Origin of the sequence: Truepera sp. (genome assembly GCA_032027045.1) — a bacterium.
GTDB lineage: Bacteria > Deinococcota > Deinococci > Deinococcales > Trueperaceae > JAAYYF01.
Map to the genome: position 1 here is coordinate 915,716 of JAVSMU010000001.1, position 24,398 is coordinate 940,113.

General features: G+C 69.4%; 19 protein-coding genes. 5 read left to right on the plus strand and 14 right to left on the minus strand.

What is annotated here, in order from left to right; all coding sequences use genetic code 11:
* Positions 1–27: 27 nt before the first annotated feature.
* Positions 28–1,113, minus strand: coding sequence for a redox-regulated ATPase YchF (gene ychF / locus ROY82_04090; GenBank protein MDT3681647.1), 1,086 nt, complete (start codon positions 1,111–1,113; stop codon positions 28–30).
* A gap of 83 nt (positions 1,114–1,196) precedes the next feature.
* Here ychF and ROY82_04095 point away from each other — a divergent pair, with 83 nt between their 5' ends.
* Both ROY82_04095 and thrC read left to right on the plus strand, forming a co-directional pair.
* Complete coding sequence (locus tag ROY82_04095) at positions 1,197–2,249, plus strand: homoserine dehydrogenase (GenBank protein ID MDT3681648.1); 1,053 nt, start codon at positions 1,197–1,199, stop codon at positions 2,247–2,249.
* Entirely contained in the window at positions 2,246–3,550 is a 1,305-nt protein-coding gene (thrC, locus tag ROY82_04100; protein MDT3681649.1) for a threonine synthase, read from the plus strand. The genes ROY82_04095 and thrC overlap by 4 nt, the downstream gene beginning before the upstream one ends.
* Before the next feature lie 82 nt (positions 3,551–3,632).
* On the opposite strand, the gene ROY82_04105 is transcribed toward thrC, so the two are convergent.
* From ROY82_04105 to ROY82_04140, 8 genes are all read right to left on the minus strand, one after another.
* Positions 3,633–4,511, minus strand: a complete 879-nt coding sequence (locus tag ROY82_04105; protein ID MDT3681650.1) for an MBL fold metallo-hydrolase — start codon at positions 4,509–4,511, stop codon at positions 3,633–3,635.
* Positions 4,508–5,572, minus strand: a complete 1,065-nt coding sequence (locus ROY82_04110) for a S41 family peptidase (GenBank protein ID MDT3681651.1) — start codon at positions 5,570–5,572, stop codon at positions 4,508–4,510. The genes ROY82_04105 and ROY82_04110 overlap by 4 nt, the downstream gene beginning before the upstream one ends.
* On the minus strand, positions 5,559–6,509 hold the full coding sequence (locus ROY82_04115; GenBank protein MDT3681652.1) for a carbohydrate kinase family protein: 951 nt from the start codon (positions 6,507–6,509) through the stop codon (positions 5,559–5,561). Before ROY82_04115 ends, ROY82_04110 begins: the two co-directional genes overlap by 14 nt.
* 66 nt (positions 6,510–6,575) lie before the next feature.
* Positions 6,576–7,475 carry a 16S rRNA (adenine(1518)-N(6)/adenine(1519)-N(6))-dimethyltransferase RsmA gene (gene rsmA / locus ROY82_04120; protein ID MDT3681653.1) on the minus strand — a complete coding sequence of 300 codons (900 nt, stop codon included), beginning with the start codon at positions 7,473–7,475 and terminating at the stop codon, positions 6,576–6,578.
* On the minus strand, positions 7,472–7,963 hold the full coding sequence (locus ROY82_04125; protein ID MDT3681654.1) for a CarD family transcriptional regulator: 492 nt from the start codon (positions 7,961–7,963) through the stop codon (positions 7,472–7,474). Before ROY82_04125 ends, rsmA begins: the two co-directional genes overlap by 4 nt.
* A gap of 68 nt (positions 7,964–8,031) precedes the next feature.
* The gene (locus tag ROY82_04130; GenBank protein ID MDT3681655.1) at positions 8,032–9,522 is read right to left on the minus strand and encodes a hypothetical protein; all 1,491 of its coding nucleotides are present in this window, start codon (positions 9,520–9,522) and stop codon (positions 8,032–8,034) included.
* Positions 9,523–9,707: 185 nt separating this feature from the next.
* Complete coding sequence (uvrB, locus tag ROY82_04135) at positions 9,708–11,786, minus strand: excinuclease ABC subunit UvrB (protein ID MDT3681656.1); 2,079 nt, start codon at positions 11,784–11,786, stop codon at positions 9,708–9,710.
* Between the two features lie 46 nt (positions 11,787–11,832).
* The gene (locus ROY82_04140; protein MDT3681657.1) at positions 11,833–13,731 is read right to left on the minus strand and encodes an ABC transporter transmembrane domain-containing protein; all 1,899 of its coding nucleotides are present in this window, start codon (positions 13,729–13,731) and stop codon (positions 11,833–11,835) included.
* An 81-nt stretch (positions 13,732–13,812) separates the two neighbouring features.
* Here ROY82_04140 and ROY82_04145 point away from each other — a divergent pair, with 81 nt between their 5' ends.
* Positions 13,813–15,777: an acetoacetate--CoA ligase gene (locus tag ROY82_04145; protein ID MDT3681658.1), complete on the plus strand. Its 1,965-nt coding sequence runs from the start codon at positions 13,813–13,815 to the stop codon at positions 15,775–15,777.
* Positions 15,778–15,784: 7 nt separating this feature from the next.
* Here ROY82_04145 and ROY82_04150 read toward each other — a convergent pair whose 3' ends face one another.
* The 5 genes from ROY82_04150 to ruvB all read right to left on the minus strand — a co-directional run bounded on the left by ROY82_04150 (position 15,785) and on the right by ruvB (position 21,607).
* On the minus strand, positions 15,785–16,663 hold the full coding sequence (locus tag ROY82_04150) for a carbohydrate ABC transporter permease (protein ID MDT3681659.1): 879 nt from the start codon (positions 16,661–16,663) through the stop codon (positions 15,785–15,787).
* Positions 16,660–17,808, minus strand: coding sequence for a sugar ABC transporter permease (locus tag ROY82_04155; protein MDT3681660.1), 1,149 nt, complete (start codon positions 17,806–17,808; stop codon positions 16,660–16,662). Before ROY82_04155 ends, ROY82_04150 begins: the two co-directional genes overlap by 4 nt.
* A gap of 133 nt (positions 17,809–17,941) precedes the next feature.
* The gene (locus tag ROY82_04160) at positions 17,942–19,216 is read right to left on the minus strand and encodes an ABC transporter substrate-binding protein (GenBank protein MDT3681661.1); all 1,275 of its coding nucleotides are present in this window, start codon (positions 19,214–19,216) and stop codon (positions 17,942–17,944) included.
* Between the two features lie 274 nt (positions 19,217–19,490).
* On the minus strand, positions 19,491–20,567 hold the full coding sequence (locus ROY82_04165; GenBank protein ID MDT3681662.1) for a response regulator: 1,077 nt from the start codon (positions 20,565–20,567) through the stop codon (positions 19,491–19,493).
* Between the two features lie 26 nt (positions 20,568–20,593).
* Positions 20,594–21,607: a Holliday junction branch migration DNA helicase RuvB gene (gene ruvB / locus ROY82_04170; protein MDT3681663.1), complete on the minus strand. Its 1,014-nt coding sequence runs from the start codon at positions 21,605–21,607 to the stop codon at positions 20,594–20,596.
* A 184-nt stretch (positions 21,608–21,791) separates the two neighbouring features.
* Between ruvB and ROY82_04175 the strand changes: the two genes are divergently transcribed.
* Positions 21,792–22,340 carry a phosphoribosyltransferase family protein gene (locus tag ROY82_04175; protein ID MDT3681664.1) on the plus strand — a complete coding sequence of 183 codons (549 nt, stop codon included), beginning with the start codon at positions 21,792–21,794 and terminating at the stop codon, positions 22,338–22,340.
* Positions 22,341–22,395: 55 nt separating this feature from the next.
* Positions 22,396–24,234 carry a DNA primase gene (dnaG, locus tag ROY82_04180; protein MDT3681665.1) on the plus strand — a complete coding sequence of 613 codons (1,839 nt, stop codon included), beginning with the start codon at positions 22,396–22,398 and terminating at the stop codon, positions 24,232–24,234.
* Positions 24,235–24,398 lie beyond the last annotated feature (164 nt).

Here is a 24,398-nt window from a genome sequence, read left to right on the forward strand (position 1 = left end):
GTGGCTCACGGACGGTGGCGCGCCCCCCTAGACGTTGAAGAGGAAGTTCATCACGTCGCCGTCCTGGACCACGTACTCCCGGCCCTCCACCCGCAGCTTGCCTTTGGCACGTGCGTTGGCGATGCTGCCGGCCTGCACCAGCTCGTCGTAGCTCACGACCTCGGCGCGGATGAAGCCGCGCTCGAAATCGGAGTGGATGGCGCCGGCGGCCTGCGGCGCCTTGCTTCCCGCCGTGACGGTCCAGGCCCGCACCTCCTTCTCGCCGGCGGTGAGGAAGGTCAGCAGCCCGAGGGTGTGGTAACCGGTGCGGATGAGGCGTTCGAGCCCGGGCTTCTCCAGCCCCATGTCGGCGAGGAACGCCTGCGCCTCGTCGGGCTCGAGCTGGGCGAGTTCCTCCTCGATGCGCGCCGAGATCACGACGACGTCGGCACCCTCGCGCGCGGCGTGCTGCTTCACCGCCTCCACGAACCGGTTGCCGCGTAGCGCGTCGGACTCGGCCACGTTGCAGACGTAGATGACCGGCTTGGTGGTCAGGAGCCCGAGATCGGGGGGCACCTCGATGCCGGCCCTTCGAGCGAGGGTGCCGCCGTTCAGCTCCGCCAGGAGCCGTTCGAGGGGTTCCACCAGGGCGGCGTCGTCGGGGTTGCCCTTGGCGCTGCGCCGCAACCTCTCGAGGCGCCGTTCCAGCGTGCCGATGTCGGCGAGGATCAGCTCGGTATCGATAACCTCGATGTCCGCGAGGGGATCGACCTTCCCCGCGACGTGAACGACGTTGTCGTCCTCGAAACAGCGGACGACGTGAGCGATGGCCGCGACCTCGCGGATGTGCGACAGGAACTGGTTGCCGAGCCCCTCGCCCTTGTGGGCCCCACGCACCAGCCCGGCGATGTCCACGAACTCGACATGCGCGGGCACCACTGGTGGCACGCGGTCTCCCTTCACGTACAGGCGCTGCAACACGGCCAGACGCTCGTCGGGCACGCTCACCACGCCCACGTTCTTGTCTATGGTGGCGAACGGGTAGTTGGCGGCCTCGACGCCGGCCTTGGTGATGGCGTTGAAGAGGGTGCTCTTGCCCACGTTGGGCAAGCCGACGATTCCGATGGCGAGCATGTGACTCCTAGCGGGGCCGCCACCGTCGGCGGCCGGCACGCCCGTCTGGGACGGTCTACTCAAGTGATAGAGTGCGCCCCGACATGGCTGCCACTTACGAACAAGCAATCTACCAGAAGGGACCCGGCGGGAGTGCCGCGCCGACGCGCGTGGCGTTGCTGGGAGCGGGGACCGTTGGCGGGGGGCTCATGCGACTCCTGCGCCGCCGCCCCGAGTTCGAGGTGGTGGGCGTCCTGGTTCGCGACGCCTCGAAGCCGCGCGACTTTCGGGAGTGGCGGGAACTCGTCACGACCGACGAGGGCGTCTTGTCGGGCGCCGACGTCGTCGTGGAGGTCGCCGGCGGAACGGACGTCGCCGCGGACCTCTCGCTGGCGCAGCTGGCAGCCGGCAAGCGCCTCGTAACCGCCAACAAGGCGGCGCTCGCCGAAAGGTGGCATGAGTACTTGCCGCACATGACCCAGGGTCGCGTCTACTTCGAGGCGGCGGTCATGGCCGGCACGCCGGCGGTGGGGGTGCTCGCCGGCGCCCTCCGGGGTTCCACGCCCCTGAGCCTCCACGCGGTCCTGAACGGCACTTGCAACGTCATCTCGAGCATGATGGACGAAGGTGCCGAGTTCGGTGCGGCGCTGGCCGAAGCGCAGCGGCTCGGCTACGCGGAGGCCGACCCCACCCTGGACGTGGCCGGGGTCGACGCCGCGCACAAGCTGGCCGTGCTCGGCCGCCTGGCCTTCGACCCGGGCCTGACCTGGCCCGCGGTTCGCGCCAACACCCGGGGCATCGACGGCCTTACCGCCTCCCTGCTCGCCGCCCAGGCGGACCGCGGGCGCCGGGTGCGGCTGGTGGGGAGCGTGGTGGCCGTGGCAGGGAGTTGGGAGGCGCGGGTGCGCCCCGTCTCGCTCCCAGAGGGGCACCCGCTCCTCACGTTGGGCGGTTCCAACACGCTGCTCTACAGAGGAGACCCTGTCGGGGAGGTCCTGGTGAGGGGCGCCGGCGCGGGCGGGGGCGCCACGGCGAGCGGCGTTCTCGCCGACCTGCTCGCCGCCGCTGCCGGCGTCAGCGGACCGAGGCCCCTGTGGGAGGCCGCCCCCGTGCCCGACTCCCCGGCGGACTCGGGCGACGGGGTGGAGGAGCTGTGATCCTCTACAGGAGCACCCGCGCCGTCGAAGGTGCTGCGGACGTCACGTTCGACGAGGCCATGCTGGCGGGGCTCGCGCCCGACGGCGGACTGTACTGGCCGACGCGGCTGCCGCCCCTGCCCTTGGGGTGGGAGGCCGCGAAGAGCCCCGCGGAGCTGGCGCGCTCCGTGCTCGGCGCGTACATGGGCGCCGAGGCCGCGGCTGCGGTGGCCGGGGGCCTCGACTTCCCCTGGCCGGTCAAGCGCCTGACGGACGACGTTTTCGTGCTGGAACTGTTCCATGGCCCCACCGCGGCCTTCAAGGACGTGGGGGCCCGCTCACTGGCGCGCGCCATGGAGGCGGCACTGATCGGCCGCGACGAGCGCCTGACCATCCTCGTCGCCACGTCGGGCGACACCGGTAGCGCCGTGGCCGATGCGTTCGCCGGCCTGAAGAGGGTACGAGTCGCCGTGCTCTATCCCGCCGGCGGGGTCAGCCCCGTGCAGGAAGCGCAACTCACGGCAAGCCGCCAGGGCGTGCGGGCGTTCAGGGTGGAGGGGACCTTCGACGACTGTCAGGCGCTGGTCAAGGCGGCGCTCGCGGATCCCGCCCTGGCCGGTGTCAACTTGTCGTCCGCCAATTCGATCAACATCGGGCGGCTGCTACCGCAGTCCCTCTACTACCTGTGGGGATCGGCGCGCGTCTGGGAGGAGCTCGGCGTCACGACGCCCCTCGAGGTCGTCGTGCCCAGCGGCAACCTCGGCAACCTCACGGCCGGCCTGCTGGCGGCCGAGACGGGGCTGAAGACCGCCGGGTTCCTCGCGGCACACAACCGCAACGACTTCTTCCCACGCTACCTGGCGCGCGAGGCCGACGCCTACGCCTTCGACGCCAGCGTGGCCACCCCCTCGACGGCAATGGACGTCGGGGCGCCGTCGAACTTCGAGCGCCTGTTCTCGTGGCTCGGCGACGACCTACGGGCGCGCGTCCGCGGCTGCCGGGTAGGAGACGCCGCTACGCTCGAACGCATGCGGGTCACGGCGGAACAGGACGGCTACCTCGTCTGCCCGCACACGGCGGTGGGGCTGGAGGCCCTGGCGCGGCTCCGCGCCGCGGCGGCACCCGGCGAGCGCCGGGCGCCCGCCATGGTGCTGGCGACGGCGCACCCGGCCAAGTTCCCGGAGGCCGTGCTGGAAGCGACGGGCAGGCGGCCGGCCGCGCCCGCCAACCTGCGCCGCTTCACCGACGCCCCCAAGCGCGTCGAGTCACTGGCGGCGCGCCCGGCCGGCTTGCGGGCCGCGCTACTCGACTGGGTCGATTGAGGGAGGGCGCCAACGCGTCCGGCGCGGCGCGCCCGGCGGCGCCTGCCGGCCCCCTAGCCGTCTGGCTTGCGGTGTGGCTTTCTCAGCGCCTCAGGGCGTACGGCCCACGCTCGTCGCTGCCCAAGTGCACGACCTTCATCTCACGCATGAGCTTGACGAGGTGCGCTAGAACGCTCCGCTCCGCCATGGCGAGCACCGCCTCCGGATGGTCGGGGTAGACGCGGCGCGTGATCACCGCCGCGTCGGCGCTGCCCTCCTCGAGGGCAGCCAATATCTGCGCTTCCCGGTCGAGCCGGTGGGCCGCCAGTTCCCCGAGGCGCGCTTCGGGCTCCGTGATGAGGGCGCCGTGGCCCGGACCCAGCACGGGAGCCCCGATCGCGGCCACGCGCTCCAGGCTCGACAGGTAGGCGCTGACGTCGCCCTCGGGGAGGCCGACCCACACCGAGCCGGTCGCTGCCGCCAGGTCGCCAACCAGGGCGGCCTCGACCTCGTCGCCGTCCGGGGCCCCGACCACGAAAGAGAGGTGCCCCGGACTGTGCCCTGGCGTGTGAAGCGCCGTCACGGTCACGTCGCCCACCGTCAAGACCCGATCGTAGGGCAGCAGCGTGACCTTCCAGGCCTTGGGCAGGTTGCCGGCCTCCGACGCGTGGACGAACACGGGCGGGGCCTGGCCGTTGCGGCCGACCTCGAACTGCAGGAGACGGGGCACACCGTCGACGTGATCCGGATGAGTGTGGGTCAGGGCGATGCCCTTAACCAGCCGCGCCTGGGCCTCCTCGAGGGCGGCTTGCAGCAAGGACTGAACCTCGGGGCGGTCCGAGCCGGGGTCGATGACCAGGGCCACGCCGCCCTGCGCCACCACGTAGGCGTTCACGTGGTCGTAAGGCGGCAGCGTGTCGCAAGGTAGCTGGACACGCCAGACGTGCGCAGACACGCGCTCGAGGTGATCTTGTGGCGTCAAGGCCTTCGCTGCTCCAGGTAGTCGACGGCGGCACCCAGGGCCTCGTCGGGGTCTACCGCCACGTCGGGCACCACGCCGCGGCCCTCCCACGTCGGGCCCCCGATGGGCGCGAGAACGCCCGTGGCTATCCAGGCTTGTGACCCGTCGCGCAAGCAGAACGGCAGGAGCGCCTCCACGTTGCCGGCGCTGCGCTCGCCGACCACGACGGCCCGGCCCCGCAGCTGCAGGGCGCCGGCCAGGCCCTCGGCCGCGCTGTTGACGTCGCGGTCGATGAGGACCGCCAGTGGTAGGTCCGTCTGCGACAGGCCGATCGCGGGGTACGGCATGGGCAGCGACCAGTTCGTGATGGCGCGCCACAAGAAGCCCCGCGTGAACACGCCGGCCACTTGCATCATGGTCACGAGGCGCCCGCCGGGGTTGCCGCGCAGGTCCAGCACCAAGGACCACGCGCCGGCGTCTTGGAGGGCCGTCACGGACGAGCGCACCGCCGCGGCGGCGCCGTCGGTCGCCAGGTCGGGCAACCGGACGTAGCCGACGCCGCTCGCCATGAGGTCGTAAGTCACGTTGGCCAGCCGGCCGCCGCCCTCCAGCGGCCCGCTGCCGGCTCGTCCCACGGTCGCGGCGCCAACGAAGCCGCCCACCAGTTCGCGCCTCGCGGCGGGCAGCGGCCCACCGGCGCCGTCGCCCAGGACCATGATGCAGGGCAGGTCGCCGTACATGGCGCGCACCTCGGCGACCTTGTCGGGTGGCACGAACACCGAGTGGTGGTCGTTCAGTAGCGAGTACATCTCCTCGAGGACGGCGTAGAAGGCGCCATCGTCACGCGCCGCCAGCGCGCGCGGCCGGTACTCGCCGTACGCCGCCGCCCAGTCGACGCCCGTGCGCCCCAAGTCCCAGTAACGGTTCTCGACCAGGTTCCAAGCGGTATCGAAACGCCGGCCGTAGCTGTCGGACTGCGCTGCCGCGACGCCCTGGAAGGCGATGACCAGCAGAAGGACGAGGGCCGGCAGGGCCCACGGCAGACCGCGCCCGTGCGTGGCCGAAGGGTCAGGCCGGGGCATCTGTCAGTACGCCCGCCCCCGCGTGGCGCTGCAGCGTGGCCTCGTCCAGGACGAGGCTCTGGGCCCCGACCATGGTGGTGTTGAGGGCCCCGGCGACGTTGCCGAAGCGGGCTGCCGAGTACATGTCGTGACCGGCCATGATGGCGTGAGCGAAGGCGGCAGTGTAGTAGTCGCCCGCGCCCGTGGAGTCCACCACGCCGTCCACCTCGTGCGCCTCGACGAGCTCGTTGATGTCCGAGTTGATGACTATCGACCCCATGGCCCCGACCTTCACGACGATCTGCTCGATGCCCTGGTCGCGCAGGTCGTGAACCGCCTCGGAGATGGAGGAGCGGCCCGTGAGCATGTACAGCTCGCGCTCGTTCATCAGCCAGTAGTCGACGCCTGCCAGGGCCGGCACCAGGCGGCCCTTGAGGGCGCTGACCGCGCCCGTCCCGAGGTCGACGAAGGTCGTCAACTTGTGTTTGCGGGCGTACGCCAGCGACTGCAGGGCGTACTCCTTCTGCGGGCCACCGATGAGGCTGTAGGCACTCATTACGAGCGCGTCACAGGCGGCCACGTCGGCCTCTCGCAGCTCGGCCGAATCCAGCTGGCGGCTGGCACCGGCCGCGCTGATCATGGTGCGTTGGGCGTCAGGAGTGACGATCAGCAAGATGGAACTGGTTTGGAGGTCGGCATCTTTCTGAATGAGCCGGGTATCGACTCCCGCCGCAACGATGTTGCGTAGGGTCAGCTCGGAGAAAGGCCCCGTGCCCACCCTGGTGGCGATGCACGTGCGGTTGCCGAGGCGGGCGAGGACCGTCGCCACGGTGCCCCCCGAACCGCCCGGCTGCATCACCGCCCTCAGGGCAGCGACCTCACCCCCGTGCTCCGGAAAGTCGTCGACGAAATACATCTGGTCGACGGTGGCGTCGCCAACCACGAAGAAGTGGGCCATGCGCTCTCTAACTCCTACCGGCGTGACCGGGCCGCTCGGTGCCCCTGGCCGGGGATTTACTTTTGCTTAGGGCAGTATACTCACCCTTTCATGAGCAGTCGTAGCACAGGGCCCTAGGGCCGCCGCCAGGGCGACGAAGGCCGGCAGGTCCAGCGCTTCGGCGCGCACCCTGGGGTCGCCTGCCACCGCCACCACTGCCGCCTCGGCCAGCTCGCGGTCCACGCCGGCGAGCCGCAGGTTCTTGACCAGGGTCTTCCGCCGGTGCGCGAACCCGGTGCGGATGAGCGCGAAGAGCTGCGGGTTCGGAACGGCCGTGGGGTCGGTGTCGATGCGCACTATCGCCGACGTGACCTTCGGGGGAGGCACGAAGGCGCCGGGCGGAACGCTTCTCACTATTCGGGCCCTGCCGAAGTGGGCCACCAACAGCGAGAGTGCGCCGTACTCGGGCGTGCCCGGCCTCGCGCCCAGACGCTCGCCCACCTCCCGCTGGGCCAGGAACACCAGGCGCGAGAAGCGCCCGGACTCGAGCGCTCGCGCCACGATGGGGGTGGCCACGTTGTAGGGCAGGTTGGCTACGAGCTTGGAGCGCTCGGGCAACGCCGCCAGGTCGAAGCGCAGGGCGTCCCCATGCACGAGGGTCAGGCGGCCGGACGCCCCCCCGAGCTCGGCCGCGAACTCCTCCTCCAGCACGGGCAGGAGGCGTCCGTCCAGCTCGACGCTGGTGACGCGGGCACCGGCGTCGAGCAACGCGCGGGTGAGCACGCCCAACCCGGGGCCGACTTCGAGGACGGCCTCGCCGGGGATGAGTTCCGCTGCCGAGACGATGCTACGCAGCGCGGCGGTGTCGACCAGGAAGTTCTGCCCCAGGGACTTGTCGGCCCTGAGCCCGTGCCGCTCGAGCAACTCCTTGACGCGTGCGCGGGCGCCCGTAGGCTCGTGGTCCTGCGCGGCTGGTCCTTCGGTCACACGGTGTGGACACTCATGGCTTCGCGGAGCACCTCGTCGGCTTCCTCGAGGCTCAGCTCCAACACCACCGCCAGCTCGCTGCCCAGCATGGTCCGAGCGTTGTCGAGCACCTCGCGCTCCGTGGCGGCCAGGCCCTTCTCCGCGTCGCGCTTGGCCAAGACGCCTATCAGGCGGGCGAGGTCGTAGGCGCTGCCGCCGGCGAGGATGTCCTGTTCGGCACGGAACCGGGGCGGCCATTGGGCCGGGAGGGTGAGGTCGGCGCGGGCGATCGACTGAAGCAGCCGCTCCACCTCGTCCTTGCTCACGGTGTGACGCAGCCCGACTTCCTGCCCCTTCTTGATGGGCACGAGCACTTCCATGTCGCCTCTCGCGAATACGACCTTGAGGTACTCGTGAGTCTCTCCGAGCACCACCCTCGAGGTCCGTTCGGCCACCACCCCAGCTCCCTGGGACGGGTAAACGACGTGGTCACCCACTTCGAACTTCATGCCGGGTAAGCCTAACACGGGCGTCAGCCGCCCCAGCCGCACGTGGGGCACCGTAACCGGCCTTCGGCTCAGGCCAGACCGACCAGCGGCGCCCAGTCCGGGTAGGTCAGGAAAGACCAGACGGCCATGCTGCCGAAGACGGTGAAAGCGCCCGCAAGCAACATGGTGGTCTGCGGTTCCCGGTCTCCCCTGAGGGTGACCAGGTAGGCGGTCGCCATACCCAACGCCAAGGCAAGCGCCACGGTGGCGGCCGACGCCAGGGGTGCCACGTGACCGTACACGCCGGCCAGTGCCAACCCGAGGCTTGCCGCGGCGACCGGTATGGCCCCCAGAAGCATGCCGCGCGAACGCCCTCCAGCTCGGCGCCGCCGTCGCCGGGCGGCGAGCTGCGTTACGATCAACAGGTAAGGGATGGTCACCAGGACGCCCAGGACCCCGATGAGGAGTGCCGTCAGCGCCTGGCCGATCGCCTGCTCCCAGATGAACCAGGGGTTCCACTTCATGAGTTTGGCGAGCCTGTCGGGCACGGTCAGGTGCATCGGTGCGCCGTCGTCACTGGTGTAGATCTCGACTACCCCGCCGGCAGCCCGGCCGTACCAGGCGATGACGTCCAGAGCACGGGACGAGACCTCGCCGCGGCCGAACGCCGCACCCTCGACGGTGACGGGTGACCAGAGCACGTTCGTGGGCGTCGCCTCGCCCGCGGCGAACAGCACGCTCGCGTCGAGGCGCTTGAAGCTGGCCGCCTCGGTCCAATAGACGTATGGCCAGGCTGCCGCCAGCGGGCGGCCGCTGTAGCCGGCGGCGCCGGCGCTCACCCTTGCGAGCCCCGGGGCTACTCCTGGCGCGCCCGGCGCCGCCAGGTCGGCGAGGCGCAGGCTCCCCTCCTCATCGGTCCACAGGGCGATGGCGCCGCCGGGGGCTATCGCGACGACCGCCCGCTGCCGCTCGTCGGTAACGTCCGCGCTGCCCAGCTCGAGCGGGGCCGCCACGGGATGCGTGCCTGTCAGGAACGCGGCATAGGCCTTCCACTCGGCCTTCACGCCGAACTCGGTGCGCACCGTCTTGCCCTCGAGCCAGCCCAGCCACAGGCCATCGTCCGCCTCTGCGTAAGTCACCCCACGCACCGAGAGCGGCGTGTTATGGACCACCACCGGGGCGCCGCCGTTCAGGGGCAGGAGCGTGAGCTGCGCCACGCCGCCGCGCCTGAGGGTGGCCGCTGCGTAGGCGGTGCCGCCCAGGTCGACGAACTGGAAGTCGACGTCGAGCGGGTCGACCAGCAGGTCGATGATCCGGGAGCCCCACAAGGCGTGGTGGTGATAGCGGCCGGTGGTGCGGTCGCGCTCGGCCCACGCCACGGCCAGCTCGCCTTGCACCTCGCCGGCGCTGATGCTTCGCACGTTGGTGGCTTCCGCAAGCAGGGCTGGGGCCCCGGTGGCCGGCCCCCCGGCGGCCGAGGCGTTCACGCTCATGGCCCAAACGCCCTGCCCGTCGGCCCACACGACGGTCGCTCCCGTAGTGGTGACGGCAACGCCCACCCCCGCCACGGGCCGATCCAAGGGAAGCGCGTACGGCCGCGCCCAGCCGCCGTCGGCGGCGAAGGGTTGTGCCAACCCCAGGCCAGGCAGCTGCAGCCAAAGGGCGAACAGCGCGAACAGAAGCCAGCCGCGGGGCGGGTCGCCAGCTCAGGGTTCAAGAAAGCTCCGTCCTCGCACTCCTGCCACCGCCGCCTGCTTTCGGGCGCTCAGGCCCGCGCCTTGCGCCCCGCACGGCCGGACGCGGTCGAAGCGGACGCGCCGACGCCCGTGCGCTGCGCCTGGCCCGGTATGGTCGGGATGAGTACTTCGCGCCCTTGCAGCCTGGCCTCGAGTTCGCGGATCCTGTCACGGACTGCCGCCGCCCGCTCGAAGTCGAGGCCTTCGGACGCCTCCCACATCTCCATCTCCAGCGTAGCCAGCTCCTGCCGCGCATCGTCGAAGACGAGTTCGCGCTCCCACGGGTCGAGGTCGGCCGCGGCCTCCTCGACCTCCTCCTCGGTGCCCCTGATGACGTCGTGGACGCGCTTGCGCACCGACTCGGGCGTGATGCCGTGGAGCTCGTTATAGGCCAGCTGCTTGTTGCGGCGACGGCTCGTCTCGTCGATGGCCGAGCGCATGGCGTCGCTCACCTCGTCGGCGTACAGGAACACCTCGCCGTTCACGTTCCGGGCCGCACGGCCGATCGTCTGGATCAGTGAGCGAGCGCTGCGCAAGAAGCCCGTCTTGTCGGCGTCGAGGATGGCCACCAGGCTGACCTCCGGCAGGTCCAGTCCCTCGCGGAGGAGGTTGATGCCAACGAGGACGTCGAAGTGCCCGAGCCGCAGGTCGCGGATGATGACCTGCCGCTCCACCGCGTCGATGTCGGAGTGCATGTACCTCACCCGCACACCCTGCGTGGCGAAGTACTCGGTCAGGTCCTCGGCCATGCGCTTGGTAAGGGTCGTGATGAGCACGCGCTCCTTCTTCTTCGCGCGCTCCCTGATCACGAAGAGCAGGTCGTCGATCTGGCCCTTGCTCGGCTTGACCGTGACCTGGGGATCGACGAGACCCGTGGGGCGGATCACCTGCTCCACGACCTGGCCCGACATCCCCGTCTCGCGCTCGGTCGGCGTGGCGCTCACGAACACGACCTGCCCGACCTTGGCGAGGAACTCCTCCTCGGTCAGCGGGCGGTTGTCGAGGGCCGCCGGGAGCCGGAAGCCGTAGTCGACCAACGTCTGCTTGCGGGCCCTGTCGCCGTTGAACATGCCCCTGACCTGCGGCAGCATCACGTGTGACTCGTCGAGGAACGTCACGTAATCGTCGGGGAAGTAGTCGAGAAGCGTGCCGGGCGTGCTGCCGGGGGGCCGCCGCTCCAGGTAGCGCGAGTAGTTCTCGATCCCCGAGCAGTAGCCGAGCGTGCGCAGCATCTCGAGGTCGTACCTGGTGCGCTCCTTGAGCCGCTGCGCCTCCAGGAGTTTGCCGGTAGCCTCGAAGAACGCCAGGCGCTCGGTGAGGTCGTGTTCGATCTCCTCCACGGCGGGCGCCAGCTTGTCGAAAGGGGTCACGTAGTGTTTGGCGGGGAAGACCATGGCGTTGTCGAGCTCGGCCAGCTCCTCGCCCGTGACCGGGTCGATCATCGTGAGGCGGTCGACCTCGTCGCCCCATAACTCGATGCGCAGGGGCCGTTCCTCGTAGGCCGCCCACACCTCGACGACGTCGCCGCGGGCCCGGAAGCGGCCGGCCGCGAGCTCCACGTCGTTGCGCTCGTACTGCTGGCGCACCAGCGTCGCGAGGATCTCGTCGCGAGAGAGCTTCTTACCCACCTGGAGCAAGAGGTGGAGCTTCTCGTACTCCTCGGGCGAACCCAAGCCGTAGATGGCGGAGACCGACGCCACGACGATGACGTCGCGCCGGGTCAGCAGCGAGCGCGTGGTGGAGTGCCTGAGCCGCTCGAGCTCCATGTTGATGTTGGCGTCCTTCTCGATGAAGAGGTCCCGTGACGGCACGTAGGCCTCGGGCTGGTAGTAGTCGTAGTAAGAGATGAAGAACTCGACGGCCGCGTCGGGGAAGAAGTCGCGGAACTCCGACGCCAGTTGCGCCGTCAAGACCTTGTTGGGAGCGAGCACGAGCGCGGGCCGCTGCAGTTCCTCGATGACCTTGGCCATCGTGTAGGTCTTGCCGGTACCGGTGGCTCCGAGGAGCGTCTGGAACCGGAGCCCGTCACCCAGCCCCTCGACCAACCCGGCGATGGCCTCGGGCTGATCGCCTTTTGGCGTGTAGGGGGAGTGGACCGTGAGGGGCATGACCCAACATTGTACTCGGCAGGTAGTGATGGCGCGGGGCGGGGCGCTACGGCGCCACCGGGACGGCGTGGGTGGCGTCACCCTTGAACTGCAGTTCGTAGAGGTCGGCGTAGAGGCCCCCGGCCGCCAGGAGTTCCTCGTGGGTGCCGCTTTCCACGACGGTGCCCGCGTCCAACACGAGTATCCGATCGGCCTTCCTGACGGTGGCCAGGCGGTGCGCTATGACGAAGGTCGTTCGCCCCCGCATCAGCACGTCCAGCGCGGCCTGCACCAGGGCCTCCGACTCGCTGTCGAGCGAGCTCGTGGCCTCGTCCAGAATGAGGATGCGCGGGTCCTTGAGCAGCGCGCGAGCGATGGCGAGCCGTTGCCTTTGGCCGCCCGAAAGCATCACCCCTCGCTCGCCGACCTGCGTGTCGTACCCGCGCGGCAGTCCCGCCACGAAGCCGTCGGCGTTGGCCGCCCTGGCCGCCGCCTTCACCTCGTCGTCCGTGGCGCTGGGGCGCCCGTAGCGGACGTTCTCCATGATCGAGCCCGAGAAGAGTTGGGTCTCCTGCGGCACCAGGCCTATCAGGGCGCGCAGGTCGGCGGTGGCCAGGTCTCGCACGTCGACGCCGTCGAGCGTGACCCGCCCAGAGGTCACGTCGAAGAAGCGTGACACCAGGCTGACCAACGTGCTCTTGCCCGCGCCGCTCGGGCCGACCAGCGCCACGACCTCGCCCGGCCGGGCAACCAGACTCACGTTCTCGAGGACGGCCTCGGCGCCGCGGCCGTAGTCGAACGACACGTCCTCGAAGCGCACCTCGCCCCTCACGCTCTCCAGCTTGACCGGCCGCTCCGGTTCGGGGAGGTCGCTCTCCTCGTCGAGCAGTTCGAAGATCCGCTTGGAGGCCCCGGCCGCCTGCTGCAGTTGGGTCCAGAGGTCGGTGAAGGTGCCGATGCTGCTCGCGACGAACACTGTGATCAGCAAGAAGGCGACGAGGTCGCCGCTCTGCAGCGCGCCCGACACGGCGAGGCGTCCGCCGTACCACAGCACCAGCGCCAGCCCGCCGGACATGCCGAGGATGACCGCGGGAACGAACAGCGCGCGCAGCTTCACGCGGATCAGCGCGCTCTGGAACGAGCGCGCGACGAGGTCCCCGTAACGCCGCCTCTCCCAGCCCTCGGCGGTGAACGACTTCACGACCCGGATGGACGTTATGGCCTCTTCGGCGGCGGCGTTCGCGGCGGCCAGATCGTCCTGGAACGCCGTGCTCGACCTGCGGATCCCGCGGCTGAAGAAGGCGGCCGCGACCACCAGGGCGGGAATGACCGCCAGCATGAGCAGGGTAAGGCGCCAGTCGAGGACGAGCAGCACGACCAGCCCCCCGACCAGCGTCACTCCCTGATTGACGAACTGCGCCAACTGCAAGGAGACGGCGCCTTGCAAGGTGGCGATGTCGGCCGTAAGCCGCGACGTGATCTCACCGGTCTTGCGGTCCTCGAAGAAGCGCACGGACAGCGCCAGCAGGTGCCCGAACACCCGGGAACGCATGTCGGCGACCACCGCCTCTCCGACGCGCCCGAGGAGGTACATGCGCAGGTAGTTGAAAACCGCCTGAGCTAACATGAGTCCGACCAACAGGAGAGCGACCCGGTTCAGCTCGGAGAGGGCCAGTCCTGCCGCCGAGCCGGGGGCGAAGGCGGTGTTGAGCAGGTCACGTATCAGGAGGGGGAAGACGAGGGCGAGGATGCCGGCGAACGCAACTGCCACCATGCCGCCCACGAGCGCGCCCCGGTGGGGCCTCAGGAACGAGAGTGTGCGGCGCAGCTGGGCCAGGTCGTCGCGCGTCACGGAGCGGCGGCCGGTCGCGCCCGGTGGCGTGGGTACCCCCGGTCGCGCCGGATCCTCGGGGCGTGCCGGGGCCCGGACCCGCGCCGGGGTGCGACTCCTGCGCCTGGAGAACATGCCCAAGGGTACACTGACGCCTAAGTCTTCCGTGGCCCACGCGAGTCGGCCGAGCCTCGACCAGGAGGAGAACCCCAGGAGATGAGCCGCGCAGCGAGCGAACCGCTCTGGACCCCACCACGCGCCCGGGTAGCGGCGAGCGCCATGGAGGCGTTCCGGCTGGCCGCGGAGCGCGCCACCGCGGCCTCGCTGCCCGACTACGCCGCACTGCACGCCTGGAGCGTGGCACGGCCGGACGAGTTCTGGGGACTCCTTGCCGAGAAGCTGGAACTGCCGTTCCGAAGCCGCGCCGCCACCGTGCGGTCCACTGATCCAATGCCCCATACGCGGTGGTTCGAGGGCGGCACCCTCAACTACGCCGAGGCCCTGCTTCACCCGCGGGGTGTTGCAGCCGACGCTGTCGCCATCGTCTCGGCCGTGGAGGGCGGGGGCGAAACGAGCCTGACTTGGCCCGAGTTGCGCGACGCCACGGCGAGGACGCGCGCCGCCCTGCTGGCGGCCGGGGTGGGTGAGGGGGACGCGGTGGCGGCCTTCGCCGCCAACCTGCCCGAGGCCGTGATCACCCTCCTGGCCTGCGCCTCCCTGGGAGCCGTCTTCACGTCGTGCTCGCCCGACTTCGGCGCCGAGGCCGCGGCCGCCCGCTTCGAGCAGGTCGGCCCCAAGGTGCTCGTCGCTTCCGGTGCTTACCGCTACGGTGGCAAGCTGATGGACAGGAGCGAGACGGTTGCCGCCTTGCGCCGCCGCCTCAAGACGCTGGTGCAGACTGTGGAGCTGGTCTACCCCGGGGAGGGGCCACGGTTGGCGGGTGCGCCGACGTGGGACGAGTGGCTAGCCGGAGCGGCCGGGCCGCTCGAGTTCACCGCACTGCCGTTCGACCACCCCCTCTACGTGCTCTACAGCTCGGGCACCACGGGCGCCCCGAAGGCGATGGTCCACCGCGCCGGCGGCGCCCTTCTCACGCACCGTAAGGAGCACGCGCTTCACTCGGACATCGGTCCCGGCGACGTCGTCTACTACTTCACGACCACCGGTTGGATGATGTGGAACTGGCTGGTCTCGGCGCTGGCGTCCGGCGCCACCATCGTGCTCTTCGACGGTTCTCCGGCCTGGCCCGACCCGCTGGTGACCTTCAGGCTCGCCGAGCGCCTCGGCGTCACGTTCTTCGGCACCAGCGCCCGCTTCATCCAAGAACTCTCGCGCCAAGGCCTGAGCCCAGGCGACGCCTGTGACCTGAGCGCGCTGCGCACGCTGGCGTCCACCGGGTCGCCGCTCTCGCCGCACGGTTTCGAGTACGTGTACGAGGCCGTGAAGCAGGACCTGCACCTGGCCAGCATCTCGGGCGGCACCGACATCGTGAGCTGCTTCATGCTCGGCGTGCCCACGTTGCCCGTATACGCGGGCGAGATCCAAGGCCCGGGGCTCGGGGTCGATCTGAGGGTGTTCGACGAGTCGGGCAACGACGTGACCGGCGAGCCGGGCGAGCTCGTCTGCGGCTCCCCGCTCCCCTCCATGCCGCTTCGGTTCCTGGCCGATCCGGACTTCTCACGCTACCGCGCCGCCTATTTCGAGCAGTACCCGGGCGTGTGGCGGCACGGCGACCTCGTGGAGCGCACCGCTCATGGCGGCATCGTCGTCTACGGGCGGTCCGACGCCACCCTCAACCCGGGCGGGGTGCGCATCGGCACCGCCGAGATCTACCGGCCGCTGGAGGCGGTGCGGGAAGTAGCCGAGGCGGTCGCGGTGGCGCGGCGCCTTGAGGACGATCAGGAAGTCTGGCTACTGGTGGTGCTGCGAGGAGGGGCCGTGCTCGACGAGGCGCTCGAGGCGCGCATCCGAAGGGTCATCCGCGAGTCCACGTCGCCACGCCACGTGCCCAAGAGGATCATCGACGTGCCTGAACTGCCCAGGACGCGTTCCGGGAAGACCATGGAACTGGCCGTCAGCCGCTTGGTGAACGGCCGGCCCATGACGAACCGCGAGGTCGTGGCCAATCCGCAGGCGCTCGACCAGATCGCCGAGCGCCTGCAGCGGCTCCACGCAGGCTGAGGCCCGATCAGCCCTTCACGGCGCCGGCGGTCAGCCCGGCCACGATGCGCTGTTGGAAGATCAGCACGAGCACGACCAGGGGGATCGTCACGATCACTGCGGCCGCCATGATCTCGCCGAACGGCTCCTGACGGGCGACCTCGCCGGTGAACAGCGCAATGGCCACTGGCACCGTGCGAGCCGGAGGGTCGATCACGGTGAACGTGAGTGCGAACAGGTACTCGTTCCACGCCTGGATGAACGCGAGCAGGCCGGTGGTTACGAGAGCCGGTGCGGTCAGGGGGAGGAGCACGTAGCGGAACGCCTGGAAGAGCGTGGCGCCGTCCACCTGCGCCGCCTGCAGTAGGGAGTCGGGCAGCCCCTTGAAGAACGAGGTGAGGACCCAGACGGTGAACGGCAGGGTGAAGAGCATGTAGGAGAGGATCATGCTTGGAACGGCGGGCATGTTGAGCAGGCGGATGACGGCGTAGAGGCCCGCCAGCACGGCGATCTGCGGGAACATCGTCATGGCGAGGATGACGTACAAGGACGCGCCCCTGCCCCTGAAACGCATCTTGCCAAGGGCGTAGCCGGCGAAAGAGCCCACCAGGAGCGAAAGGATGGTCACGCTGCTGGCCACGATCGTCGATACGCCCAGTGCCCGGACGAAGGTGTCGTTGGACAGCACTGAGCGGAAGTTCGTTAGCACCGGCTTCGCCGGCCAGAGGGTGGCCGGCGGCTGGATGAGTTCCGCCTGCGACTTGAGCGCGGAGACGAGCGCCCAGTAGAACGGGAACATCAGATAAACGAACAGCACGATGATGAGCAACCAGAAGAAGAACCGGCCCACGGCGCGCTGCAGCGCCCGGGTCCGGTGGCGCCTGGCGCGTTCGGCGGAGGCGGTCATTGGGTATCAACCTTCATGGAGCGGACGTAGAGCAGCGCGAAGACGAAGATGATGATGAAGATGGTCACCGACGCCGCGGACGACAAGCCCATGTCGCGCCGGCTGATGAGCATGTCCTGCGCGTAGCTCGCCATGGAGTAGCGCTGGTTGCCGAGCACGACCTGGAAGATGTCGAACACGCGCAGGGAGTCGAGAGTGCGGAAGATGAGCGCCACCGCGAGGGTAGGCGTGAGGAGGGGAAGCGTGATGCGGAAGAAGCGCTTTAGGGGCCCGGCGCCGTCGACCTTAGCCGCCTCGAAGAACTCCGCGGGGATGGTGGCGAGTCCGGCCAATAGCAAGAGTGCCATGAAGGGCGTGGTCTTCCAGACGTCCATGATGATCATGCTGGGGAGTTGCAGGCGGGGGTTGCCGAAGAAGTCCGTGTGGCCGTCGCCTATGCCCAGGTAAGAAGCCAGGGCGTTGAACAGCCCCGCGCGGCTGGGTTGGAGCATCCACTCCCAGATCCGGGCCGAGACGACCGTGATGACCGCCCACGGCACGAGCATGGCCGCACGCATTGCGCCGCGGCCGCGGAAGTTGCTGGAGAGGGTCAGGGCTATCACCATCCCGAGCACGGTTTCGAGCGCCACGGCGACGATGGTGAAGACCAGCGTGTCCCACACTGCCCGGATGAACTCGGCCGAGAGGGCGCCCAACACGTATCGGTTGCCGAAGAGGTCGAACTGGAACACCTGCTTGAAGCGAACGGGGGAACGCGGGAGGATCTTGAGGGGCGACTCGTACTGGGTCTTGCCGTCGAGTATTACCGGGGCACCCGACTCGTCAAGCCTTGGGGGGAGCCGCTTGACGGTGAACGCGAACAGCGTGTGGTAGTTCTCCAAGCCCACGAAACTCGTGGGTTCGGAGCTGGCGAATTTGGCGTTCGTGAGGCTCGAGTAGACGACCTGTCCGAAGGGGTAGGCCGCTATCAGGGCCAGGATGACGAACGTCGGCAGCAGCAAGATATAAGCGGTGCGGCGTTCCATGCGTACCAGGCGCGAACTGCCGCTCTTGGTGGTGCCGCGCCCCTGGCCCGGCGCCGCTCGTTTCCCGGGTGGCCCCCCATCGTTGGGAGAGGGCGCCGGCGACTCGTTGGCGTCGCTCATCGGTCCTCCGTCCATTACTCCACGTAAGCGAACGGCCCCGCCGGCGAAGGGCGAGGCCGATAGACGTACCCAGTGGCCGGGGCCAGCGCGGTTCGCGCGTGGCCCCGGCCGTCAGAGCTAGCGGGCCCCGGCCTTATGGTTGGCCGGTGGGGAAGCCCGTGATGTCCTCGATGTCGGCCTCGGCTTCCGCGACGGCGTCGGCTGCGGTGGTCTTCCCGGTCAGCACGCTATGCACGGCCGTGTAGAAGGCGCGCGACACGGCCGCGTAGTTGGGCGCCGTGACGGTCGAGGGGCGCGCGACCGCGTTCGTGAACACGTCGTACAAGGAGCCGAAGAACGGCACGGCCTTGAGCACGTCAGGGTCCTTGTAGAGGGACATGATGGTTGGGTTGAGTGAGCCCTCTATCGCCCTGATCTTCTGTTCGGCCGGGGACGCGAGGAAGAGCGCCACATCCGCCGCGGCCGCGGGATCCTTGCTGTACTTGGAGACGGCGAGCTGCCAACCGCCGAGCGTGGCGGCGGGCTTGCCGTTGGGGCCGGCGGGGAGTGGGCTCACGTCGAACTTACCGGCGATGACGCTGTCCTTGGCGTTGCCCAAGCTGTAGGCGTAGGGCCAGTTGCGCATGAACGCCGCGTTGCCCGCCTGCCACATGTTGCGGGCTTCTTCCTCGCCGAAGCTGGTGACGCCGTTGGGGGAGATGGTGCCCACCCAGGAGGCCGCTTCGGTGATCGCGGCGATGGCGTTGGGGTTGTTGATGGTGATGACGCCCTCCGGGCTCACGATGGTGCCGCCGCCGTAAGAAGCGACCCATTCCTCGGCGTCACAGGTGAGGCCCTCGTAGGAGTTGCCCTGCCAGACGAAGCCCCAGAAGTCGGGATTACCGGCCTGGCGCTCACCGTCCTGGATCTTCTGCGCCATACTGGTGAGCTCGTCCCACGTCTTGGGCGGGCCATCGAAGCCGTACTTCTCGAGGAGGTCGGTGCGGTAGTAGAGGAGCCCGGCGTCAGTGAACCACGGGATCCCGACGAGGCGTCCGTCGACGGTGTTGTTCTGCACTATGGCGGGGAAGTGCTGATCGATCACGTCGCGGGCGCCGTAGTCGTACAGGTCGACGAAGTGCTCGGCGAGGTCGCCGGGCCAGATGACGTCGATCTGGAACACGTCCACGTCCGAGGACTTGGCTTCGAACATCTGCAGGTACAGGGCGAGGCGGTTGTCGGTAAGGTCCGGCGTCTCGAGCACTTTGACGGTGACGTCGGGATGGGCCTTCATGTAGCGGTCCGCCGCGGCCTTGGTGAGCTCGAGCTCCTGCCCGACGGCCCCCGCAGCCACTGTTATCACTGTCTGAGCGCTGGCTACTGCGCCCATGACCAACACGGCGAACAGGAGACTGAGAAGTTTCCTCACGAATGTCACCTCTCTCTTCGGCGCTACCGCGAAGAAGCGGCGGCGCGCCGACCATACACGCGACTGCCACGGGGCGAGTGGGAGGGACGGGTCCCTACCTGAAGCTGATGTTCCGTACCACCGCACGAAGTCGCGTTGCCGGGCAGTATACCAGCGGTGCCGGAAGCGCCTTCCTGCAGGCGTCACCACCAAGTTACACCCGCGTCACGCCCACACTTAATGAGACGTGAGGAGGCCGGCGCCTCATGGGGCCGACAGTCGTGGGCCCTCGGCCTCAGGCGTGCTTGGGGTCGCCGACGAGCTTGGTGACCTCTTGTTGGAGCTTGAGTTCGTGGAAAGGCTTGACGAGCCAGTCGGCCTTGGGCAGGGGCCTGAACAACGAGCCCCGCGGCTCCTTCTCAACCAGCACGAGTACGGGAAGATGCCCCTGCTGAGCGCTCTTGCGCAGCGCCCGCACGAAGTCCCAGGCCGAGCCGTCATCGTCCAGCACCAGCGCGCGAGGATGGTGCTCGTTGATGCCCTCGAACACGCTGGCGAAGTCGGCAACACGGGCGGTGCGAAGGCCCGTCCGCTGGAGCGCCAGTTTGATGAGCCTGTCGAGTGCGCCGCTCGCGGTGACGACGAGCACGACGGGCTCGTCGGCCGGGTACGGCGACCGCTCGACCACGCCCAGGGTCTCGAGTTCCCCCAGCACGGCCAGGGCCCTGCGTTCCGGCATGTCGAGCTCGGCCGCGATGGTCCGCGCCGAGCGCCGGCCGTCCACCTGACCGAGGACCTCCCAGGCGCCGTCCGGCAGGTCGACGAGGGTCGGGTCGCCCAGGCGCGCGTAGACGGCGTCCGGTGGCGCGCCATGCTCCTTGAACGCCTCGAGACCTTGGACGACGCGCATGAGGAGCATTGCGGCGTCGAAGCCATGACCCAAAGGTACCTGAGAGGCGTTCGCCGTCACCTCGCCGAACTCGAACGCGCCATCGGACCATGACAGCAACTCGGTGATCACGTCGAACGCCTGTGCCTCCACGGCCCGCGCCAGGTCCGCTTCGGCGAGGATGCCCTTCTCCACGGCAACGCGCCCCAGGAGGGTCCCCGGGTTCTCGCGCTGCTGATCCATGAGGATCTCCTGTACTTCGCGGGCGGTGAGGAGGTCGAGGCGCACGAGCATCTCGCCGAGGTGGGCACCCGAAGTCATGTGCGCGTACGCCACGCGGCCCTGGTCGAAGTAGATGCGCGCGCGGGCGCCCCCGCGTTCGACCGTCAAGAGGCCCGTCTTCTGGCTCATGGCCACCAGCTGGAACACGTCACCCAGCGGAACGCTCTTCAGGCTGCCGCTGATCATCCGGCGTTCACCCACCTGTCCATCCGGCGCTCACCCCCGCGTCAAGCTTGCCGCTCGGGGGCGGCGCCTTCACCGAACAGGGGCGCCTCGCCGAGGGTTCCGACCGGCACGGGAAGGCCGAGGTGGCGGTAGGTGGCCGGCGTGGCCATGCGACCGCGCTGGGTGCGCATGAGCAGGCCCCGCTGGATGAGGAACGGTTCGTACACTTCCTCCAGCGTGGCCCGGTCCTCCGAGACGGCGGTAGCGAGCGTGTCGAGCCCGACCGGGCCGCCGGCGAAGCGTTCCACCAGTGCGCCGAGGATGGCGCGGTCGCGGCGGTCCAGGCCCGCGTCGTCGATGTCGAGGGCGTCCAGCGCATGCTTGGCGCGGGCCAGGTCGATGGCCTCGTCGCCGGCCACCTGCGCGTAGTCGCGTACGCGGCGCAGCAGGCGCTTGGCGATGCGCATGGTGCCCCGCGAGCGCTGGCCGATCTCGAGCGCCGCGTCGTCGCTCAGCTTGTATCCGAGCCGCTGGGCGTCGTGCCTGACGGACGTGGCGAGTTCCGCATCGGAATAGTAGTCGAGGTGCTCGAGGATCCCGAAGCGGCTGCGGAGCGGCCCCGTGATGAGGCCCGGCCTCGTGGTGGCGCCGATCAGGGTGAACCGTGGGAGCTCCAGCCGGATGGAGCGGGCGGCGGGCCCCTGGCCCAGCACGATGTCGATCTTGAACTCCTCCATGGCAGGATAGAGGTGCTCCTCGGCCACTCGGCCCAGGCGGTGGATCTCGTCGATGAAGAGGACGTCACCGGGTTCGAGCGAGTTGGTGAGGATGGCAGCCAGGTCCCCGGGCTTCTCGATGGCCGGACCCGAGGTCACGCGGATGCCCACGCCCAGCTCGGCGGCGATGATGTGCGCCAGCGTGGTCTTCCCGAGGCCGGGCGGTCCGTAGAGCAGGACGTGGTCGAGCGCCTCGCGGCGGTCGCGGGCGGCCTCGAGGTAGACCTCGAGCTTCCGCTTGAGCCGCGTCTGGCCGACGTAATCCGCCAGCGAGGCGGGCCTCAGGTGCACTTCCTCCACGGGCACGAGCGTACCACGCGCCCCGGTTGGCCCAAGAACCGTGCGGGAGCACACTGCGGTAGTGTATGGGCCGTCCAGGGGCCCGCACCGCGGAAGGGTCCCGCACCGACCGGCCGCGGCGCACCGAGCGCGGCCGGGACTCGAGGCCGGCGCCTACTAGGGCGCCTCCTCAGGAGGCATGATTATGCAAAGCCACCGGGTTCGCGTGGGAGACCAGGAGCGCGAGCTGAAGGTCGTCAACGTCGGAGCCGTGTCCGTCGCGCTGCTCAACCTCTTGGGCGACACCGCGCTCACCGAGGCAGCCGCTGACGAGTTGGTGAGGCGTCTGCCGCACGGCGTCCAGACGCTGGTCACGCCCGAGGTGAAGGCCGTGCCGCTGGCGCACGCCATGAGCGTCCGGAGTGGCCTGCCGTACGTGGTGGCCCGCAAGACCGAGAAACCCTACATGGTCGATTCGATCACGAGGTCCGTCATGTCAATCACGACAGGCAAGCCCCAGCTCCTCGTGATAGACGGGGCCGACCTGCATAAGTTGCGCGGCAAGCGCGTTGCCATAGTGGACGACGTCGTCTCCACGGGCGGGACCCTCAACGGTCTGATCGGCATCTTGGAAGAGGTCGGCGCGGAGGTCGTGGCCACCATGGTCGTCTTCACGGAGGGATCCGAGCGCGAGGACGTGATAGCGCTTGGGCACCTGCCGCTCTACCCGGCGGAGCAGGGCGCGCATGACTGACCCGGACCAGCGCCGGGCGTAACCTGGTGGCCAAGGTGAGTCAGGAGTTCGGGTGATGGCCGGTGACGCCAAGGAACTGATCAAGGACCGCCTGAACCTGGCCGACGTCGTCGGAGAGGTGGTGGCGCTCAAGCCCGCGGGGAGGGGTCAGCTCAAGGGGCTGTGCCCGTTCCATGCCGAGAAGACGCCGAGCTTCCACGTCCACGTGGACCGCGGGTTCTACTACTGCTTCGGCTGCCACGCCAAGGGCGACGTCTTCGACTTCGTGATGAACACCCAGGCGCTGAGCTTTCCCGATGCGCTGCGCTTGTTGGGCGCCAGGGCCGGGGTCGAGGTGGAGCCGGCCGGCCGCAAGGAACCGCACCGCCGCGACCTCTACGACGTCAACCAGCTCGCCCTCGAGTACTTCCGCACGCACCTGGAGGGAGCGCCACTCGATTACCTCCGCGGACGCGGCATCGCCACGGAGACGGTGGACGCCTTCGAGGTCGGGTTCGCTCCGGCCGGCTGGGACGGCCTGCTACGACATGCGCTCGGCAAGGGCGTGCGCGAGGCCGACCTGGTGACGCTGGGCCTCGTGATCGAGAACGAACGCGGCAGGCGCTACGACCGCTTCAGGGAGCGCATCGTGTTCCCGATCCGCGACGGCCTCTCTCGGCTGGTCGGCTTCGCGGGGCGCGTGCTCGACGACTCGATGCCTAAGTACCTGAACAGCCCCGAGTCGGAGCTCTTCAACAAGGGCGGGCTCCTCTACGGCCTCGACAAGGCGCGCTCGGAGATCAGGCGCTCGGGCGAGGTGCTGGTGGTCGAGGGTTACATGGACGTCATGGCCCTGCACCAGGCGGGCATGAAGAACGCCGTGGCAGCGCTCGGGGCGACCCTCACCGCCGAGCAGGGCGACGCCCTGGCGCGGCTCGACGTCCACTCCGTCAAGCTGGCGTTCGACGCCGACGAGGCCGGGCAGCGAGCCGTGTTGGCGGGGCTCGACCAGGCGGTGGGGCGCAGGTTCGTCGTGAGCGCGGTAACGATACCGTTCGGCAAGGACCCGGCCGAGGCGGTGCTTGGCGGGCACCTGAGCGAGTTCCAGGCCGCCCTGTCGCAGGGCGTGAACGAGGTCGAGTTCCGCTTCCGCCGCGTACTCGAACGCTACGACCCCGCCAGCGTCGAGGGCCAACGTTCGGTGCTGGAGGAGTTGCAGGGCGTGTTGCGGCCGCGGGGGGTGTTCGATCCGGTGGCGACCGAGATGCGCAGGCTCGTGATCGAACACCTGAAGATCGACGGTGCGCGCTTGGATGACTGGTTGGCCGGCAAAGCCCGTCGCGCTCCGTCGACGACCGAGATGAAGGGTCTGAGGCGCCAGCGCCTCGAACTAGGCCAGGCGCGAAGGCTGGAGCTCGAAGCGGTGGCCCTGCTACTGATGGAGCCGCGCCGGCTGAGGGAGAGGCTGGAGCGGGTGATGGGCGGGGTCCCCGCTCACGGCGCCGGTTCGGCGCTCGTCGACTTCGCGCGCTACTGCTCGGAGTTCGACTACGACGCTGGGGCGGTCCTCGCGAACTATCAACGGCTCGACGAGGGGGCGGTCGTGCTCGAACGACTGCTGCGGGCCGATGGCGAGGAAGACGGCCGCATCGACATCGAGGTGCAGCTCGTCAAGACCATGTCGCGATTACGAGAGGTGCTCCTCGAGGAGCAGAAGGAGGCCGGGAGGGCGCGCTTGCTGGCGCGCAGGGCCGAGCTGGCGGCCGGGCTGACGGACGCCGATGCGGGAGAGGCGGGCCTGGCCGAGCTTTATGATGAACTGCAGGAGATTCAGGGGGTTCTCGCGGCGCGCGACGCGGAACGCCGCTTGAGGGTGCCGGAGGCGTACACGAAGCAACGTAAGAAGAGGGGTTGACCGGCCCCGAGAGCGTCCGGCCTCTGGCGGGCACATCGTCGCGGTCGGGACGAATGTCCTTGATTGACACCCCCATGATGCCTTGGTATGTTTGGGCAGAAACGCGTCAGGGGCGTGGTTCACCACGCGGCGGCGCCTTCTGTGTAGGTACTCGCAACGAACGT

Excerpts from the sequence above, each read along its gene's own strand:
- ROY82_04145 (MDT3681658.1), top strand. The coding sequence starts at position 13,813 with ATGAGCCGCGCAGCGAGCGAACCGCTCTGGACCCCACCACGCGCCCGG.
- ROY82_04150 (MDT3681659.1), bottom strand. The coding sequence starts at position 16,663 with ATGACCGCCTCCGCCGAACGCGCCAGGCGCCACCGGACCCGGGCGCTG.
- ROY82_04140 (MDT3681657.1), bottom strand. The coding sequence starts at position 13,731 with ATGTTCTCCAGGCGCAGGAGTCGCACCCCGGCGCGGGTCCGGGCCCCG.
- ROY82_04110 (MDT3681651.1), bottom strand. The coding sequence starts at position 5,572 with ATGCCCCGGCCTGACCCTTCGGCCACGCACGGGCGCGGTCTGCCGTGG.
- ROY82_04155 (MDT3681660.1), bottom strand. The coding sequence starts at position 17,808 with ATGAGCGACGCCAACGAGTCGCCGGCGCCCTCTCCCAACGATGGGGGG.
- ROY82_04115 (MDT3681652.1), bottom strand. The coding sequence starts at position 6,509 with ATGGCCCACTTCTTCGTGGTTGGCGACGCCACCGTCGACCAGATGTAT.
- uvrB (MDT3681656.1), bottom strand. The coding sequence starts at position 11,786 with ATGCCCCTCACGGTCCACTCCCCCTACACGCCAAAAGGCGATCAGCCC.
- ROY82_04095 (MDT3681648.1), top strand. The coding sequence starts at position 1,197 with ATGGCTGCCACTTACGAACAAGCAATCTACCAGAAGGGACCCGGCGGG.
- dnaG (MDT3681665.1), top strand. The coding sequence starts at position 22,396 with ATGGCCGGTGACGCCAAGGAACTGATCAAGGACCGCCTGAACCTGGCC.
- ROY82_04125 (MDT3681654.1), bottom strand. The coding sequence starts at position 7,963 with ATGAAGTTCGAAGTGGGTGACCACGTCGTTTACCCGTCCCAGGGAGCT.
- ROY82_04175 (MDT3681664.1), top strand. The coding sequence starts at position 21,792 with ATGCAAAGCCACCGGGTTCGCGTGGGAGACCAGGAGCGCGAGCTGAAG.
- ychF (MDT3681647.1), bottom strand. The coding sequence starts at position 1,113 with ATGCTCGCCATCGGAATCGTCGGCTTGCCCAACGTGGGCAAGAGCACC.